Origin of the sequence: Variovorax soli (assembly GCF_031454625.1) — a bacterium.
GTDB lineage: Bacteria > Pseudomonadota > Gammaproteobacteria > Burkholderiales > Burkholderiaceae_C > Variovorax > Variovorax soli_A.
Genome location: NZ_JAVDRF010000009.1, coordinates 140,779 through 157,424, shown reverse-complemented (window position 1 = coordinate 157,424; position 16,646 = coordinate 140,779). Strand labels below are relative to the sequence as shown.

At 67.6% G+C, this 16,646-nt stretch carries 16 protein-coding genes; 6 read left to right on the top strand and 10 right to left on the bottom strand.

Annotated elements, in window-relative coordinates; translation table 11 throughout:
* The first annotated feature begins 193 nt into the window (after nucleotides 1-193).
* From rpoD to J2739_RS19795, 3 genes are all read left to right on the top strand, one after another.
* Nucleotides 194-2,527 carry an RNA polymerase sigma factor RpoD gene (gene rpoD, locus J2739_RS19805; RefSeq protein WP_309904752.1) on the top strand — a complete coding sequence of 778 codons (2,334 nt, stop codon included), beginning with the start codon at nucleotides 194-196 and terminating at the stop codon, nucleotides 2,525-2,527.
* A 67-nt stretch (nucleotides 2,528-2,594) separates the two neighbouring features.
* The gene (locus J2739_RS19800; protein WP_309904750.1) at nucleotides 2,595-3,833 is read left to right on the top strand and encodes a multidrug effflux MFS transporter; all 1,239 of its coding nucleotides are present in this window, start codon (nucleotides 2,595-2,597) and stop codon (nucleotides 3,831-3,833) included.
* Between the two features lie 2 nt (nucleotides 3,834-3,835).
* Nucleotides 3,836-4,993: an HPP family protein gene (locus J2739_RS19795; RefSeq protein WP_309904748.1), complete on the top strand. Its 1,158-nt coding sequence runs from the start codon at nucleotides 3,836-3,838 to the stop codon at nucleotides 4,991-4,993.
* Here the strand turns inward: J2739_RS19795 and J2739_RS19790 are convergent.
* Nucleotides 4,911-5,864 carry a LysR family transcriptional regulator gene (locus tag J2739_RS19790; protein ID WP_309904746.1) on the bottom strand — a complete coding sequence of 318 codons (954 nt, stop codon included), beginning with the start codon at nucleotides 5,862-5,864 and terminating at the stop codon, nucleotides 4,911-4,913. The two genes, J2739_RS19795 and J2739_RS19790, sit on opposite strands and share 83 nt — an antisense overlap.
* A gap of 105 nt (nucleotides 5,865-5,969) precedes the next feature.
* Between J2739_RS19790 and J2739_RS19785 the strand changes: the two genes are divergently transcribed.
* From J2739_RS19785 to J2739_RS19775, 3 genes are all read left to right on the top strand, one after another.
* Nucleotides 5,970-6,620: a DsbA family protein gene (locus tag J2739_RS19785; protein ID WP_309904744.1), complete on the top strand. Its 651-nt coding sequence runs from the start codon at nucleotides 5,970-5,972 to the stop codon at nucleotides 6,618-6,620.
* 41 nt (nucleotides 6,621-6,661) lie between these two features.
* Nucleotides 6,662-7,279 carry an NAD(P)-dependent oxidoreductase gene (locus tag J2739_RS19780; RefSeq protein WP_309904742.1) on the top strand — a complete coding sequence of 206 codons (618 nt, stop codon included), beginning with the start codon at nucleotides 6,662-6,664 and terminating at the stop codon, nucleotides 7,277-7,279.
* Nucleotides 7,280-7,425: 146 nt separating this feature from the next.
* The gene (locus J2739_RS19775) at nucleotides 7,426-8,562 is read left to right on the top strand and encodes a branched-chain amino acid ABC transporter substrate-binding protein (protein WP_309904740.1); all 1,137 of its coding nucleotides are present in this window, start codon (nucleotides 7,426-7,428) and stop codon (nucleotides 8,560-8,562) included.
* Nucleotides 8,563-8,579: 17 nt separating this feature from the next.
* Here the strand turns inward: J2739_RS19775 and J2739_RS19770 are convergent, their stop codons facing one another.
* From J2739_RS19770 to J2739_RS19730, 9 genes are all read right to left on the bottom strand, one after another.
* Nucleotides 8,580-8,987, bottom strand: a complete 408-nt coding sequence (locus J2739_RS19770; RefSeq protein WP_309904738.1) for an SRPBCC family protein — start codon at nucleotides 8,985-8,987, stop codon at nucleotides 8,580-8,582.
* A 70-nt stretch (nucleotides 8,988-9,057) separates the two neighbouring features.
* Nucleotides 9,058-9,762, bottom strand: a complete 705-nt coding sequence (locus J2739_RS19765; protein ID WP_309904736.1) for an ABC transporter ATP-binding protein — start codon at nucleotides 9,760-9,762, stop codon at nucleotides 9,058-9,060.
* Nucleotides 9,755-10,513 carry an ABC transporter ATP-binding protein gene (locus J2739_RS19760; RefSeq protein ID WP_309904734.1) on the bottom strand — a complete coding sequence of 253 codons (759 nt, stop codon included), beginning with the start codon at nucleotides 10,511-10,513 and terminating at the stop codon, nucleotides 9,755-9,757. Before J2739_RS19760 ends, J2739_RS19765 begins: the two co-directional genes overlap by 8 nt.
* Entirely contained in the window at nucleotides 10,510-11,490 is a 981-nt protein-coding gene (locus J2739_RS19755; RefSeq protein WP_309904732.1) for a branched-chain amino acid ABC transporter permease, read from the bottom strand. Before J2739_RS19755 ends, J2739_RS19760 begins: the two co-directional genes overlap by 4 nt.
* Complete coding sequence (locus tag J2739_RS19750; RefSeq protein ID WP_309904730.1) at nucleotides 11,490-12,362, bottom strand: branched-chain amino acid ABC transporter permease; 873 nt, start codon at nucleotides 12,360-12,362, stop codon at nucleotides 11,490-11,492. The genes J2739_RS19755 and J2739_RS19750 overlap by 1 nt, the downstream gene beginning before the upstream one ends.
* A gap of 16 nt (nucleotides 12,363-12,378) precedes the next feature.
* Complete coding sequence (locus tag J2739_RS19745) at nucleotides 12,379-13,554, bottom strand: ABC transporter substrate-binding protein (RefSeq protein WP_309904729.1); 1,176 nt, start codon at nucleotides 13,552-13,554, stop codon at nucleotides 12,379-12,381.
* 153 nt (nucleotides 13,555-13,707) lie between these two features.
* Nucleotides 13,708-14,718 carry a PDR/VanB family oxidoreductase gene (locus J2739_RS19740; RefSeq protein WP_309904727.1) on the bottom strand — a complete coding sequence of 337 codons (1,011 nt, stop codon included), beginning with the start codon at nucleotides 14,716-14,718 and terminating at the stop codon, nucleotides 13,708-13,710.
* Nucleotides 14,719-14,734: 16 nt separating this feature from the next.
* On the bottom strand, nucleotides 14,735-15,484 hold the full coding sequence (locus tag J2739_RS19735) for a GntR family transcriptional regulator (protein WP_309904725.1): 750 nt from the start codon (nucleotides 15,482-15,484) through the stop codon (nucleotides 14,735-14,737).
* The gene (locus J2739_RS19730) at nucleotides 15,481-16,587 is read right to left on the bottom strand and encodes an aromatic ring-hydroxylating dioxygenase subunit alpha (protein WP_309904723.1); all 1,107 of its coding nucleotides are present in this window, start codon (nucleotides 16,585-16,587) and stop codon (nucleotides 15,481-15,483) included. Before J2739_RS19730 ends, J2739_RS19735 begins: the two co-directional genes overlap by 4 nt.
* Nucleotides 16,588-16,646: the final 59 nt, after the last annotated feature.

Below are 16,646 nucleotides of genomic sequence, written 5' to 3'. Positions count from 1 at the left end.
TGAATTCACATCGGAATACGGGTCAAAACCGCAAGGACTGCACACCAAATGTTCGCCCGACATCTTGCCTTTTGAAGAGCGTTCGAGAGGCCGCCAGCCTTTTGTGCGCCCCTATCCGTTTTTTGTACTCCCGCCTGCGCCGGGCTGTTGGCGCCTGTGATTCCGTTGGTCCATTCTTGTTGTACGAGGTCGTATGCCCAGTTCAAAGAAGCCCGCCGTGTCCATCGCCAAGAAGCCGGCAGAGAAACCGTTGAAAGCTGCGGCCCTGCCGGCAACTAAGACGGGTACCGCCGTGTCCAAGGCGACCGCCGCAACGAAAGTGAAAACCGTGCCCACCAAAACGTCTCCCACCGCCGAACCGAAAAAAGCCGCCGCAGCAGCGGTCGCCGACGCCCCCGCCACGTCCGCCCGCAAGGTCGGCCGCCCGCCCAAGGCGGCCGGGGCGGCGTCCGCCGGCGGCGCCAAGCGCGGCCGCAAGCCCAAGGCCGCCGCCGAAGCGCCGGCCAGCGATGTCGATTTGTCCGACATCGAGGACGAGCTGGTCGGCGACGAGCCCGCGGCGACCGAGGAAAAGGTCAAGCCCCTGCGCATGAAGATCAGCAAGGCGAAGGAACGCGCCTTGATGAAGGAGTTCGGCCTCGACGAAACCGTGCTCTCCGAGGAAGACCTGGCCAAGCGCCGGTCCCGCCTCAAGACGCTGATCACCCTGGGCAAGACACGCGGCTACCTGACGCACGGCGAGATTTCCGACCACCTGCCCGACAAGCTGGTCGACGCCGAGACCATGGAAGTCGTGGTCACCATGCTCAACGACATGGGCGTGGCTGTCTACGAGCAGACGCCCGACGCCGAGACGCTGCTGCTGAACAACACCGCGCCGACCGCCACCACCGTCGAAGAAGCCGAAGAGGAGGCCGAGGCCGCGCTCTCGACCGTGGACAGCGAATTCGGCCGCACCACCGACCCGGTGCGCATGTACATGCGCGAAATGGGCACGGTCGAACTGCTCACGCGCGAGGGCGAGATCGAGATCGCCAAGCGCATCGAAGGCGGCCTGATGGCGATGATGGAGGCCATCTCGGCCTCCCCCGCCACCATTGCCGAGATCCTGCGCCTGGGCCAGGAGATCCGTGAAGGCAAGGTGGTCATCTCCACCATCGTGGACGGCTTCTCCAACCCCAACGAGGCCGACGACTACGTGGCCGAGGAAGACTTCGACGAATTCGACGAGGAAGACGACGACGACGGCAAGGGCGGCTCCAAAGCCCTGACCAAGAAGCTGGAAGAGCTCAAGAACGAGGCCCTCACCCGCTTCGACCGCATCGCCCTCCTCTTCGAGAAGGTCCACAAGATCTACGACAAGGAAGGCTACGGCACGCCGGCCTACCAGAAGGCGCAGCACGCCCTGTCCGAGGAGCTGATGACCATCCGCTTCACGGCCCGCACCATCGAGAAGCTGTGCGACCTGGTGCGCACGCAAGTCGACGACGTGCGCAAGAAGGAGCGCGAGCTGCGCCGCATCATCGTGGACAAGTGCGGCTTCCCGCAGGACGAGTTCATCCGCGACTTCAGCGGCTACGACAAGAACGGTCATCGCGTGGCCTCCAACCTGCTCAACCTCAAGTGGGTCGAGAAGCAAGCCGCCGCCGGCAAGCCCTGGAGCGCCGTGCTGGCGCGCAACATCCCGCCGGTGCAGGAACTGCAGCAGAAACTGACCGACATCCAGTCGCGCGTGGTGGTGCCGCTGGCCGAGCTCAAGGACATCAACAAGCGCATGAACGAGGGCGAGTCGTCCTCGCGCGACGCCAAGAAGGAAATGATCGAGGCCAACCTGCGCCTCGTCATCTCCATCGCCAAGAAGTACACCAACCGCGGCCTCCAATTCCTCGACCTGATCCAGGAGGGCAACATCGGCCTGATGAAGGCGGTCGACAAGTTCGAATACCGCCGCGGCTACAAATTCTCGACCTATGCGACGTGGTGGATCCGCCAAGCCATCACCCGCTCGATCGCCGACCAGGCGCGCACCATCCGTATCCCGGTGCACATGATCGAGACCATCAACAAGATGAACCGCATCAGCCGCCAGCACTTGCAGGAGTTCGGCTTCGAGCCCGACGCCGGCATCCTGGCCGCCAAGATGGAGATCCCGGAAGACAAGATCCGCAAGATCATGAAGATCGCCAAGGAGCCGATCTCGATGGAAACCCCCATCGGCGACGACGACGATTCGCACCTGGGCGACTTCATCGAGGACAGCAGCAACACGGCGCCGATCGAGGCCGCGATGCAGGCCGGCCTGCGCGACGTGGTCAAGGACATCCTCGACAGCCTGACGCCGCGCGAGGCCAAGGTGCTTCGGATGCGCTTCGGCATCGAGATGTCGACCGACCACACGCTGGAAGAAGTCGGCAAGCAGTTCGACGTCACCCGCGAGCGCATCCGCCAGATCGAGGCCAAGGCGCTGCGCAAGCTCAAGCATCCTTCGCGCTCGGACAAGCTGCGCAGCTTCATCGATACGCTGTAAGTACAGTGGCGCAATCGAAACGGACTTGACCGGACGGCCAAGTCCGTTTTCATTTCCCTGGAGCCGCATGAACCCCGACGCCGACAAACTCTGGCACGCGCCCCGCTGGGCGTTAGCCGTGCTGCTGGCGGTGCTGGGCATGCTCGGGCCTTTTTCGATCGACACCTACATCCCGGCCTTCTCGGGCATCGCGCAGACCATCGGCGCGACGCCGGCCCAGATGCAGCAGACGCTCTCGGCCTATCTGTTCGGTTTCGCCTTCATGAACCTGTTCCACGGTGCGCTGTCGGACAGCTTCGGCCGGCGGCCGGTGGTGCTGTGGGGACTGGCAGTGTTCACCGTCGCCTCGCTGGGTTGCGCGCTGTCCCAGACCATCGGGCAGCTGGTGCTCTTTCGCGCATTGCAAGGCCTGTCGACCGGCGCAGGCATCGTCGTCTCGCGCGCGGTGATCCGCGACATGTTCCCGCCGGCCGAGGCGCAGCGGGTGATGAGCCAGGTCACGATCTACTTCGGCGTCGCGCCGGCCATTGCGCCGATCGTCGGCGGTTTCCTGTTCGTGCACCTGGGCTGGCACAGCGTCTTCTGGTTCCTGGTCGCCGTGGGCGTGGTGCTGTTCGCGGCCAACTGGAAGCTCCTGCCTGAAACCCTGCACCAGAGCCAGCGCCAGCCCTTCGAAGTGCGGCACCTGATGCGCGGGTACTGGAACCTGTGCTCCGACCCGCGCTTCCTGCTGCTCGCGCTGGCGAGCGGCGTGCCCTTCAACGGCATGTTCCTCTACGTGCTGGCGGCGCCCGCCTTCCTCGGCGACCACCTGTCCCTCGCGCCGACCCAGTTCTTCTGGTTCTTCCTGCTGACCATCGGCGGCATCATGAGTGGCGCCTGGGCCAGCGGCCGCATGGCGGGCAAGGTGGCGCCCAAGCGGCAGATCCGCGACGGCTTTCTGATCATGCTGCTGACCTCGGTGGTCAACGTCACTGCCAACGCCCTCTTCCCGCCCCACGCTGCCTGGGCGCTGTGGCCGCTCGCGGTCTTCGCCTTCGGCTGGGCACTGATGGTGCCGGTGGTCACGTTGCTGGTGCTCGACCTGCACCCCGAGCGCCGCGGCATGGCGTCCTCGCTGCAGGCCGTGATCGGCTCGACCGCCAACGGCATCGTGGCCGGCATCATTGCGCCCCTGGTCATGCATTCGACCCTGGCGCTGGCGCTCACCTCCATCGGGATGATGAGCGTGGGCCTGCTGGCCTGGGGCTGGCTGCACGGGCGCTGGCCGGAGATCGGGCGCCGGGTCGTCGGCGAGGCCGCCTGAGCATGGCGCGCGAGGCGCTGCGGACCTTCGCGCGGGCGTGGCTGCCGGCGCGCACCAACGTCAACACGCGCGAACGGCTGCGCGCTGTCGCCGGCGCAGGGCTGGGACTCCTCGTCACTGCCCTGCTCTCGCAGATGACGGGCTCATCGATGGACAGCCGCTGGCTGATCGCGCCTCTGGGCGCCAGCGCGGTGCTGGTGTTCGCGCTGCCGGCCAGTCCACTGGCCCAACCTTGGTCGGTGATCGCCGGCAACATGTTCTCGGCGCTGGTCGGCGTCGCTTGCGCACGCTGGATACCGGACCCGGTGTGGGCCAGCGCACTGGCGCCCGCACTGGCCATCGGGCTGATGTTCGCGATGCGATGCCTGCACCCGCCGGGCGGCGCGGTGGCGCTGTTCGCGGTGCTGAGCCAGACGACGCACTTCCCCTTCTCGCTCTATCCGGTGCTGACCAATTCCGTGCTGATGGTGCTGGCTGGCGTGCTTTACAACAGCCTCACCGGCCGGCGCTATCCGCATGTGCAGCTCAAGCCGCGCGACCCGCAGCCGGACGCCCGCTTCAGCTCGGCGGACGTCGATGCGGTGCTCAAGCGCTACAACCAGGTGCTGGACATCAGCCGCGACGATCTCGAATCGCTGATCCGCGAGACCGAGCTGGAGTCCTACCGCCGCCGGCTCGGCACCGTGCGTTGCGCCGACATCATGACGCGAGCGCCGGTGGCCGTTGAGTTCGGCACGCCGCTGCAGGAGGCCTGGGCCTTGATGCAGGCGCGGCGTATCAAGGCGCTGCCGGTGACCGACCGCATGCGCCGCGTGGTCGGCATCGTGACCCAAGCCGACTTCTTCCGCCACATCGACCTGGATCACCATGAAGGCCTGGCCGGCCGCCTGCGCGACTTCATCCGCGCGACGCGTACCGTGATGTCGAGCAAGCCGGAGGTGGTGGGCCAGATCATGACGCGGCAGGTGCGCGTGGCCAGCGACGAACGGCCGATGGTCGAACTGGTGCCGCTGTTCTCGGAAGGCGGGCACCACCACATCCCGATCATCGATGGCGAGCGGCGCCTCGCCGGGATGATCACGCAGTCCGACTTCGTGCGCGCGCTGTACCGCGCCGTGGGACCGGAGGCGCCGCCGGCGGCCAGTGGCGCGGGTCGCTGAAGCGCAGCGCCAGAAAGTCCAGCATCGCGCGCAATGCCGCCGGCATTTGGCGGCGCGAGCTGTAGACACCGTAGACCCCCATCGCCAGCGGCCTCCAATCAGGCAGCAGCGCGACCAGACGGCCATTCGCCACCCACGGCGCAGCCGAGTACTCCGGCTGCATCGCGATGCCGGCGCCTTCGAGCGCGGCCGTCAGCAGGACCGACGATTCATTGGCGCTGAGGTTGCCACCCACCGGTACCGCAACCTGGCGCCCCTTGTGCCCGAACTGCCAGAGGCTCTTGCCGAAGTACGAATAGGTCAGGCAGTTGTGCAGCGCGAGCTCCTGCGGCGTGCGCGGCGTGCCGTGCGCGCTCAGGTAGGCCGGCGTCGCGCACACCACCGAGGCGCAGTGGCCCAGAGGGCGGGCGATCAGGTTCGGATCGAGGTCGTTCGTGATCCGGATCGCGAGGTCGATTCGCTCTTCCACCAGGTTGACGGTGCGGCTGCTGATGCTCAGGTCGATCGCCGTCTGCGGATACTGGCGCAGATAGGCTGCCACGGCGGATGCGAGAACGTCCTGCGCCAGCGACTGCGCACAGCTCAGGCGCAGCAGGCCCTGCGGGACGTCGGCCGGCATATCGGCCGCGACCGGCATCTGCCCCGCGATCTCGAGCATCTGGCGGCAGCGCGCGAGCGTCTCCTCGCCAGCCGCCGTGAGACTGAGGCGCCGCGTGGTCCGATGCAGCAGGCGGGCGCCGGCCCAGCCCTCCATCTGGGCCAGGTAACGCGTGACCATGGCGCGCGACATGCCCAGCGCCTCTGCCGCCGCGGTCATGCTGCCGCGCTCCGCCACGTTCACGAACACCTGCGAGGCGGTGATGCGGTCCATTTGATCCGATCGATACAAGCAACAAACCTTTGCATGCTAAGCGGTTTTTCGATCGGATCGAGAAACATAAGATCGTTGCCACTCCGTTGCTGAAGTGCCCATCGCATGAACACCTCCACCCTTCATTACGTCTTCGACCCGCTGTGCGGCTGGTGCTATGCCGCCGCACCGCTGGTGCAGGCAGGCCGCGCCGTCCCGGGGCTCGCGATCACGCTGCATGGCGGCGGCATGATGACCGGCCCGAACCGGCGCACCATCACGCCCCAGTGGCGCGACTACGTGTTGCCGCACGACCGGCGCATCGCGCAACTGACCGCCCAGCCCTTCGGCGAGGCCTACTTCGAAGGGCTGCTGCGCGACACCAAGGCGGTGATGGATTCCGAACCGCCGACCACGGCCATCCTTGCAGCGGAGACACTCGGAGGCCGCGGGCTCGATCTGCTCCAGCGCCTCCAGCGCGCCCACTACGTCGAGGGGCGGCGCATCGCCGATGCCGCAGTGCTGCGCGAACTGGCTGCCGACATCGGCCTCGACAGCTCGGCCTTCGCCGCCGCGTTCGAAGCGCATGCGGGCGAGCCCACGCGCGGCCATGTCGCTGCCAGCCGCGCGCTGTTGTCCCGCATGGGCGGCGGCGGTTTCCCGAGCTTCGCGCTGGCGCGCGGCGACGGCGGCCTCGACCGCATCGACGCCAGCCCCTTCCTGGGCAGGCCCGAGGCCTGGCAGCAGCACCTGGTCCAGGCGGCGGGGCAGGCCTGACCCTTTTTCTTGTTCTCGTTTGTTCAACCAGGAGTTCTTCCATGAGCCACATCGTCATTCTCGGCATCAGCGGCCGCGTCGGTTCCCGTATTGCCAACGAACTGCTTGCACGCGGCCACACCGTCACGGGCATCGCGCGCAACATCGACAAGGTCCAGCCCAAGCCCGGCCTGCAGCTCAAGCAGGGCGACGCCACCCGGCTCGACGCGCTGGTGCCGCTGCTGCGCGGCCACGACGCCGTCGTCAGTGCGACGCACTTCGCCGGGGGCACCGACGCGGCCACCGCAGTCTCGGCCGCCAAGAAGGCCAACGTACCGCGCCTGCTGGTCGTGGGCGGCGCGGGCAGCCTCGAGATCGCGCCTGGCAAGGCGCTCGTCGACACGCCCGAATTCCCGGCCGCCTACAAGCCCGAGGCACTGGCGGGCCGCACCTTCCTGGAGGCACTGCGCGCCGAGAAGGAACTCGACTGGACCTTCCTCTCGCCTTCCGCCTTGCTCGAGCCGGGCGAGCGCACAGGCAGCTACCGCACCGGCGGCGACCAGCTGCTCGCCGATGCCCAGGGCAAGAGCTGGATCTCGATGGAGGACTACGCGATCGCGATGGCCGACGAGATCGAGAAGCCCGCGCATTCGCGCCAGCGCTTCACCGTCGGCTACTGAACGTCCACCCCAGGCGCCTCGAGCGCCTTCTTCATCACGCAAGCGCCCTGGATCATCGCGGCATGAAATCGCGCGAAATCTGTTGGTGCGCTCATTCTTTCCGGCACCCCTCTTAGAATTTTTTTGCAACTTTCCAGAGGGGTTCCATGAAGTTTGTCGCTGCCGGCATTTCCGCATTCGCGCTCGTCGGGCTCATCGCCTGCTCCAAGGTACCTGACACCGTGAAGATCGGCGTCGCTCAGCCTCTTTCAGGCCCGCTGGCCGCGCTGGGCAAGGACATGCTCCAGGGCGTCGAGCTGGCGGTGAAGGAAATCAACACCAGCGGCGTCCAGGTAGACGGGAAGACCGTGCACTTCCAGGTTGTCGCCGTCGACGATCAATCGAGTCCACGCGTCGGCGAACAGGTGGCGCGCCATCTTGTCGACGAGGGCGTGGTCGCGGTCATCGGTCACCTCAATTCCGGTGTGAGCATCCAGGCCGCGCCGATCTACGCGGCGAGCAACATTCCGCAGCTCGCCATTTCCACCCAGCCCAAGTACACGCAGCTCGGCCTTCCCACGACGCTGCGACTGGTGGCCAGCGACACGATCCAGGGACGCGCGATGGGCGCCTTTGCAGCCACGACGCTCAGCGATAGCGCAGGCGCCTGTGCAGTCGTCGATGACAGCTCGTCCTACGGCAAGGCGTTGGCCGATCTGGCGGAAAAATCGCTCAATGCCCATGGCCGGACCGTCGCCGCGCGCCGCTCGTTCGACGACAAGACCACCGAGTTCGGCTCCCTGGTGAAGGAGTTGAAGACCCGTTCGGTGGAGACCATCGTCACGACGCTCGCGGACTTTCAAGTGGTCGCGCTCGTCAAGCAGCTGGCGGACGCCGGCCTGAACAACATCAAGATCGTGGGCGGCGACACGCTCAAGACGAACAAGCTGCTGGCACAAAAGCTCCCGCTCGAAGTCTTCGCCACGTCGCCCGTGCTGGAGCCGACGGAGTTCTACCGCGGCGCGAAGTTCGTCGAGGCCTACAGCACTGCATACGGTCACGCACCGGTGTACGGCTCGCACTACGCCTACGATGCGATGTACCTGCTTTCCAACGCCGTGCAACGGGCCAGGTCGGTCGACGGGAAGATGCTGACCGCCAAGCTTCGCGAGCTCGACTTCATGGCCCCGGTCACCAACGTGATGAAGTTCGGGCCCGACGGCGAGCAGATCTACGGCAGCGTGGGCGTCTATCGCCCGCGCGGGGGCCGCTGGGAACCGCTGATGAGTTCAGACCGCTGGTGACCGGTGCGCTGACCGGGCTACCGAGGGTCGGCCTGCGCCTCCAGGGTTTTCTTCATCGTGCGCATGCCCTCGTCGATCATGCCGGCGATGGGGCCCGCCATCTCGTGCGGCAGCAGGTCGGCGATCCACACCAGTCGGCTGCCCCCGCCGCCCTCTTCGAAGATCTGTAGCGAGGCATTGTGATGGGTGAGCCGCCCGCCGCTGGCCGACCAGACCAGCCGGCGCGCGGCATCGTCCACGTCGACGATCACTTCGCGCGCCACCACACCGTTGCCGAAAGTGACGATGCGTGCATCGCCCTCCAGCCTGCAGTCGGTCACGAAGCCGGGCACCAGGCGCCGGTGGATGGCGCCGATGTCGCGCACCACCTCCCAGATCTGCGCCGGGCTCGCGGCCACCTGCGTTTCGCGTCGAATGCTTGCCATGTTCGGGTCTCCTGTCGATGAAGCGCCGTGGCGCTGATCCCGTTCGGACCAGTGTAGGTCCGACGTGGGCTCAGCGCGAGACGCCCAGCAGGCGCTCAAGCACCTCGGGCTGCGCGCGCAAGGTGCCTGCGCGATCGGCATGCACCACCGTGCCGTGGTCCAGCACCACCGCCTCGTCGGAGATCGCGAGGATGGCCTGCGGATGCTGCTCCACGATGATGGCCGCCAGGCCTTCATCCTGCGTGATGCGGCGGATGGCGCGCAGCAACTCTTCCACGATGATGGGCGCGAGGCCTTCGAGCGGCTCGTCCAGCAGCAGCAGCCGCGGATTCACCACCAGCGCGCGCCCCACCGCCAGCATCTGCTGCTCGCCGCCCGAGAGCTGCGTGCCCAGGTTGCGCTTGCGCTCGGCCAGGCGCGGAAACATCTCGTAGACGCGCTGCGGATTCCACCGGCCCGGCCGCTCCACCGCCGTCAGGTTCTCGTGCACCGTGAGCGACTTGAAGATGTTGCGCTCCTGCGGCACCCAGCCGATGCCCGCTGCCGCGCGCTGGTGCGGCGAGAGCCTGTGCAGCGCCGTGCCCGAGAGCATGATGCTGCCACCGTGCTGGCGCGTCGCGCCGGCGAGCGTGTTGATCAGCGTGGTCTTGCCGGTGCCGTTGCGGCCCAGCAGCGCCAGCGTTTGTCCTTCGCCAAGGGCGAGCGAGACGTCGTGCAGGACCACCGCTTCGCCATAGCCGGCGCTCAGCTTCTCGATGCGAAGCAACTCAGACATGCGCGGCTCCGTGGCCCAGGTAGACCTCCTTGACCTTCGGGTCGCGGGCAATGGCGTCGGGATCGCCCTCCGTGAGCAAGGCGCCGTTGACCAGCACCGTCATGCGGTCGGCGAAGCTGAACACCAAGTCCATGTCGTGCTCGATCAGCAGCACCGACACATCGGCCGGCAACGCAGCCACCGTCTGCAGCAACTCCTCGCGCTCGCCGGCCGGCACGCCAGCCACGGGTTCGTCGAGCAGCAGCACGCGCGGCTCGCAGGCCAGGGCGATCGCGATCTCCAGCAGCCGGCGCTTGCCGTAGGCCAGTTCGCGCGTCGGCTGCTGTGCCACGTCGGCCAGGTGGAACTGTTCCAGCAATTGCGCAGCCCGTTCCGCGACCTGGGCCGACGCGCCCAGCGGCCGCCACCACTGCGCGCCCAGGCCGGCGCGCTGCGACACCACCAGCGCCAGCGTCTCCAGCGGCGTCATCGAGTCGAAGAGCTGGTTGATCTGGAAGGTGCGCACCATGCCGCGCGCCACACGGGCATGCGGCGCCAGGCGCGTGATGTCCTCGCCCTCCAGCACGATGCGTCCCGCCGTCGGCGTGAGGACGCCCGTCAGCAGGTTGACCAGCGTGGTCTTGCCGGCGCCGTTGGGGCCGATCAGCGCGTGGCGCGCACCGCGCCTCAGGTTCAGCGTCACGTTGTCGGTTGCCGTGATGCCGCCGAAGCGCATGACGAGACCCGTGGCGGACAGCACGGTATCGCTCATCGCGCCCCACCCGTTCGCTTGGTCAACAAGGTCCAGGGCCTGAGCAGCCGGTCGCGCCCGACCAGCACCAGCAGCACCAGGATCAGCCCGATCCAGAACATCCAGTACTGCGGCGTCACGGTCGAGAGCGTGTCCTGCAGCAGCTTGAAGACGATGGCGCCGGCAATGCCGCCGTAAAGCCAGCCCACGCCGCCGATCACCAGCATCAGCAGCACGTCGGCCGAGCGGTCGAAGGCCAGCACGTCCAGCGAGGCGAAGCCGGAGGTCTGCGCCAGCAGCGCGCCCGCCGCGCCGGCCACCGCCGCGGCCACCGTGTAGATCACCGCGATGCGCGAGACCACCGGGATGCCGATCGCCATCGCGCGCAACCGGTTGTCGCGGATCGCCTTGAGCGTGGCGCCGAAGGAAGATTGCACCAGGCGCCGCATGACGAGGAACAGCAGCAACAGCACGGCCAGCGAGTACCACGCCGCAGTGCGCCCGTAGAGGTCGAAGTCGAACAGGCCCAGCACCGGCCCCATCACCACGCCCTGCAGCCCGTCGGCGCCGCCGGTGAGCCAGTCCAGCTTGTTGGCCAGTTCGAGCAGCAGCAGCGCGGTGCCCAGCGTGACCATGAGGCGCGTGAGGTCGCTGCCGCGCAGGATGGTGATGCTGGCCACGGCGCCCAGCGCGGCCGACGCGGCGATGGCGACCAGCAGGCCGACGGTCGGGTCCGGCATTACGTGCTTGGCGAAGAGCGCTGACGTGTAGGCACCGAAGCCGAAGAAGGCCGCGTGCCCCAGCGAGACGATGCCGGTGTAGCCGAGGATCAGGTCCAGCGACAGGGCGAACAGCGCCGTGATCGCGATCTCGTTGATCATCAGCGCCTTCGACGGCAGCAGCGCCGGCAGCACGAAGACCACGGCCCAGAAAACGAACTCCCACGGTCGCCAGCGCGTCCGGGCGAGCAGCGCATCGCGTGAATTGGTGCCGCTCATCAGCGCCCACCCCGTCGGGTGAACAGGCCCTGCGGCCGCCACATGAGGATCACGATCATCAGCAGGTAGACCGTGAAGGCCCCCATCTTGGGAATGAAGTACTTGCCCGCCACATCGGCGATACCCAGCAGCAGCGCGGCCAGCAGCGGCCCGGTGATGGAAGAGGTGCCGCCGACCGAGACCACGATCAGGAAATAGATCATGTACTTGAGCGGAAAGGTGGGGTCCATGCCCAGGATCTCGGCGCCGAGCGCGCCGCCGAGGCCGGCCAGGCCCGAGCCCACCGCGAAGGTCGCCAGGAACACCACGTTGACGTTGATGCCCAGCCCGGCCGCCACGCGCGGATCGTCCACCGCCGCGCGCAAGCGGCTGCCGAAGCGCGTCTTCGACAGGATGAGCTGCAGCACCACCGTGAGCAGCGCGCACAGCACGATGATGAAGATGCGGTAGTGCCCCATGCCCAGCAGCAGCGCGCCGTCGCCGATCTCGGTGCGCCCGCGCAGCCACTCGGGCAGGTGGATGTTCTGCTGCGAAGACCCCACGAAGAAGTCGACCGCCGCCACCGCCATGAAGGCCAGGCCGATGGAAAACAGCACCTGGTCCAGGTGCGACTTGCCGTACATCGGCCTGTACAACGTGCGCTCGAGCAGCGCGCCCAGCAGCCCCACCAGCACGAAGGCCAGCGGCAGGCAGGCCAGAAACGGCACGCCCGCCTTCTGCATCGCGAACACCGTGAGATAGCCGCCGGCCATCGCGAAGGCGCCATGCGCGAGGTTGATGAAGTTCATCAGCCCGAGCGTCACGGCCAGGCCGACGGCGAGCACGAACAGCAGCATGCCGTAGGCGATGCCGTCGAAGAGGATGGTGAGCATCGGCCTGAGGATGAGCTTATTGCTTGGCCTTGCCCGGGTCCTTGACTGCCTTGATCACGTCGAACTCGACGTTGTAGAGCTGCCCGTCCTTCTTCTCGACCTTGCGCAGGTACACGTCCTGCACGATGTCGCGCGTCTGGGCGTCGATCAGCACCTGGCCGCGCGGGCTCTCGAAGATCTGACCCTTCATCGCGGCCAGCAAGGCGTCGCCGCCGCCCTGGCCCTTGGTGGCCTTGAGCGCTTCGTAGATCACGCGCATGCCGTCGTAGCCGCCCACGGCCATGAAGTTGGGGCGCAAGTTCTTGTTGGCTTTCTCGAAGGCGTCGACGAACTTCTTGTTGAGCGCCGAGGGGTGCGCGGCCGAGTAGTGGTGCGTGGTGACAACGCCCAGCGCGCCGTCGCCCATGTCGTTGAGCTGGTCGTCGTCGGTGACGTCGCCGGTGGCGATCAGCTTGATGCCGGCCTTGTCCATGCCGCGTTCGATGAACTGCTTCATCACTGCCGCGCCGGCGCCCGAGGGCACGAAGACGAAGAGCGCGTCCGGCTTGGCGTCGCGCACTTTCTGCAGGAAGGGCGCGAAGTCCGGGTTGCGCAGCGGCACGCGCAGCTTGTCGAGGACCTTGCCGCCGTTCAGCGCGAAGCGCTCGCTGAAGAACTTCTCGGCGTCGTTGCCCGGCCCGTAGTCGGTGACCAGCGTGACCACCGACTTGATACCGTTCTTCGGCGCCCAGTCGCCCATGGCGACCGAGACCTGCGGCAGCGTGAAGCTGGTGCGCACGACGTAGGGCGAGGCCTCGGTGATGCTCGAGGTGGCAGCCGCCATCACGACCATCGGCGTCTTCGACTGCGTGGCGATGGGCGCCGTGGCCATGGCCGAGGGCGTGATGCCGAAGCCTGCGAGCACGTTGACCTTGTCGTTCACCACCAGCTCCTGCGCCAGGCGCTTGGTCACGTCGGGCAGGCTGGTGTCGTCCTTGACGATGAGCTCGATCTTCTTGCCCGCCACGGTGTCGCCGTTCTGCGCCATGTAGAGCCGCGCCGCGGCCTCGATCTGGCGGCCGGTGGTGGCCTGCTGGCCGGTCATCGGCAGCACCAGGCCGATCTTGAAGGTATTGCCCTGGGCCTGCGCCAGCGGCATGGCCAATGCGAGGGCCGTGAGGCTCGCGGCCTGCATGAGGTGGCGACGTTGCATGGAAGTCTCCTTGTGGATGGAAGCGGGACGGGGCGTATTGTGATCAATTGAAACGGAGTTCGCGCCTCGGCAAACACCTAAGGCGCCGCCGCGCGGCCATGCTTCTGCGCGATCGTTCGATCGATTGCGCGATCATCGCGCAGCGGGGGAACTTCACGAGGCGTCGGGCCGCCACGCGGAGTCGAGGGTGATGCTGCCCACTGCGCGGGAGACGCAGGCGCAGATGCGTCGACCCTCGCGCTTCTCGTCCTCGCTCAGGAACACGTCGCGATGGTCGATCTCGCCGTCGACGGCAATCACGTCCATGGCGCACAGGCCGCACTCGCCGCGACGGCAGTCCCACAGTGTCTGGACCCCGGCGGCTTCCAGTGCCTCGAGCAGACTGCTGTCCGCCGGCACCTGGATGCTGAGCCCGTGGCGAGGAATGCGCACCTCGAAGGCCTGCGCGGGCAACCGGCCGCTGCTGCCGAAGGTTTCGAAGCGCAGGTCGGCCGGCGGCCGCCCTGCCGCCGCCCAGGCGCGCTTGACGGCTTCGAGCATCGGCACCGGCCCGCAGGTGTAGAGCTGGCCGCCGCGCGGCAGGGCCTCGATCTCGGCGGCGAAATCGATGGGCGCGCTCCCCGTGTGAGCCTGCACGCTGCACGCCTCCGAGGCGCCGAGCGCTTTCTGCAGCAAGGGCAGGTAGGCGAGTTCCTCGGCGCTGCGTGCTCCATAGAGCATGCGCACGGCAATGCCGCGGCGGGCGGCGAGCGCACCCAGGCGCTGGGCCATGAAGACCATCGGCGTGATCCCGATGCCGCCCGCCACCAGCAGGTAGCCGGGCGCCGTCGTGTCGAGACCGAAGTGGTTCTGCGGCTGTGTCACCAGCAGGCGATCGCCGGGCGCCAGCCGCCACATCGCGAGCGAGCCGCCGCGCCCGTCGTCCAGGCGCTTGACGGCGATGCGCCATGCGCGGCCATCCGGCTCGCCGACGAGCGAATAGTGGCGGGTCTGCATCCGGCCTGTTCCAGGAGCGCCGACCAGCAACTGGACTTGAAGATGCGAGCCGGGCTCATACGCCGCCGCGAAACCCGTCTCGGGCGTGATCTCGAACTCGCGCACCGTGGGCGTCAGATCGCGGCAGGCCGCGATGCGCGCAGGCATCCAGTGGACTTCGTTTGTCATCGTGATGGAGAGATGGTCAGGCCCGGCGGCGGATCAGCTGCACGCCGGGCAGGGGATGGAGATGCGTGCCATGCAGCGCCTCGCGCAGGTTGCGCTGCGCGATTCGGCTGTGCTCGCGCATCAGCGCCTCGGCGCGCGTACCCTCGCGGTTCTCGATGGCATCGAGCACCTGGCCATGCTGGTCCTGCGCGATCACGAGCATGTCGCGCGCGGCCGGCGAATTGGCCTGCACCACCACGAAACCGGAGGGCGACGCGAAGGGCAGACTGGTCGCGCGCTCCAGTTGCTGCGCGATCAACGGGCTGCCGGCCATCTCCGACAGCAGCCGGTGGAACTGCTCGTTGAAAGCCACGTAGCGGGAGAAGGCCGCGTCGTCGAGCGCAGGCTCCCTAAGCAGTTCGTCGATTCGCTTGAGGCAGGCCCGCGCCTCGCGAAGCACCACCGGCGCGGCGCCGCGCTCGGCCGCGAGCCGCGCCGCCAGGCCCTCGAGCGTGCCGCGCAGCTCGATGGCATCGGCCACGTCCCGCTCGGAAAAGGTGCGCACTGCGTAGCCGCCATTCGGCAAGGCTTCGAGCAGGCCTTCCTGTTCGAGCCGCATGAGCGCGCTGCGCACCGGCGTGCGCGAGACGCCCAGCAGCTCCGAGATGGCGACCTCCGTGATGCGCGCGCCGCCGGCGAGCTCGCCGGCCAGCACCATCTCGCGCAGCCTCAGCTGGGCCTTGACGGCCTGCGAGCTGCCGTTCTCGCTCGGCTCGGCCGCGCTCATGGGTGCGCCACCGGCTGCGGCCGGATCGGGATCGGCGCCGCGGCCGGCTTTTCCTTCGCGATCAGCTGGTCGATGAGCCTGCGCGCCCACATCGCGCCCGCATCGATGTTGAGGTTGTTGAACTCGCGTCCCGGCCGCTCGTCGATGGCGCGCTGCTGGGCTTCGAGCACCAGCTCGTCCTCGCGGAAGATGCCTGCCACGCCCTCGCGCAGCTCGTGCGTGAGGCGCTGCTCGCCGATGCAGTAGTTGCGCGCAAACGCCCAGAAGTAGAGGCAGCTCGTGTCGGTCTCGGGCGTGATGGTGTTGAGCACGTAGCCGTTCACGCCGCGGCTGCGGTCGCCCGGCTGGCCCTCGCGCGGCACCGCGCCGCTGCCCGCCGGGGCCACGCCCACGTCGATGTTGACGGTGCATGGCCCCTCGAAGCGGATGATCTGCCAGCGGTCCACCTTGCCCTCGTAGCCATGGGCATGCCTGATCTGCCCGGCCCAGAAGGGCGGCGGGTCGATGTTCTCCATCCAGCGCGTGACGGTGGCCGAGCGATCGCCGTGGGTGGCGACGAAAGGCGCCTCCGCCACGGCGCGGTTGCCGATCGAGGAGCCGTGCACGAAGGTCTCGTGCGTGAGGTCCATCAGGTTGTCGACCACCAGCCGGTAGTCGCAGGCCACGCGGATCATCTTGCCGTCGCCGGCCCAGGCCGGGTCGTCGTTCCAGTGCATGTCGGGCACCAGGGCCGGGTCTGCCAGGGCCGGGTCGCCGGGCCACACCCAGACGAAGCGGTGCTTCTCCACCACCGGGTAGGCGCGCACGCAGGCCGAGGGGTTCAGCGTCTCCTGGCTCGGCATGTGGGTGCAACGCCCCTGGCTGTTGTAGACCAGGCCGTGGTAGCCGCAGACCAGTTCGTCGCCTTCCAGGCGGCCCAGTGACAGCGGCATCAGGCGATGCCAGCAGGCGTCTTCCAGCGCGGCCACCTGCCCGTCGGAGCGCCGGTACAGCACCAGCTTCTGCTTGCAGATCGTGCGGGCCAGCAGGCTGTGCCTGACCTCGACGTCGTAGGCCGCGGCATACCAGGCGTTCAGGGGAAAGGGGCTTGGGGATCGGCTCATAGGATACGCAATGTATACATTGATCCTCTGAAAGCCAATACTTTCCGGCTTATTCAAGG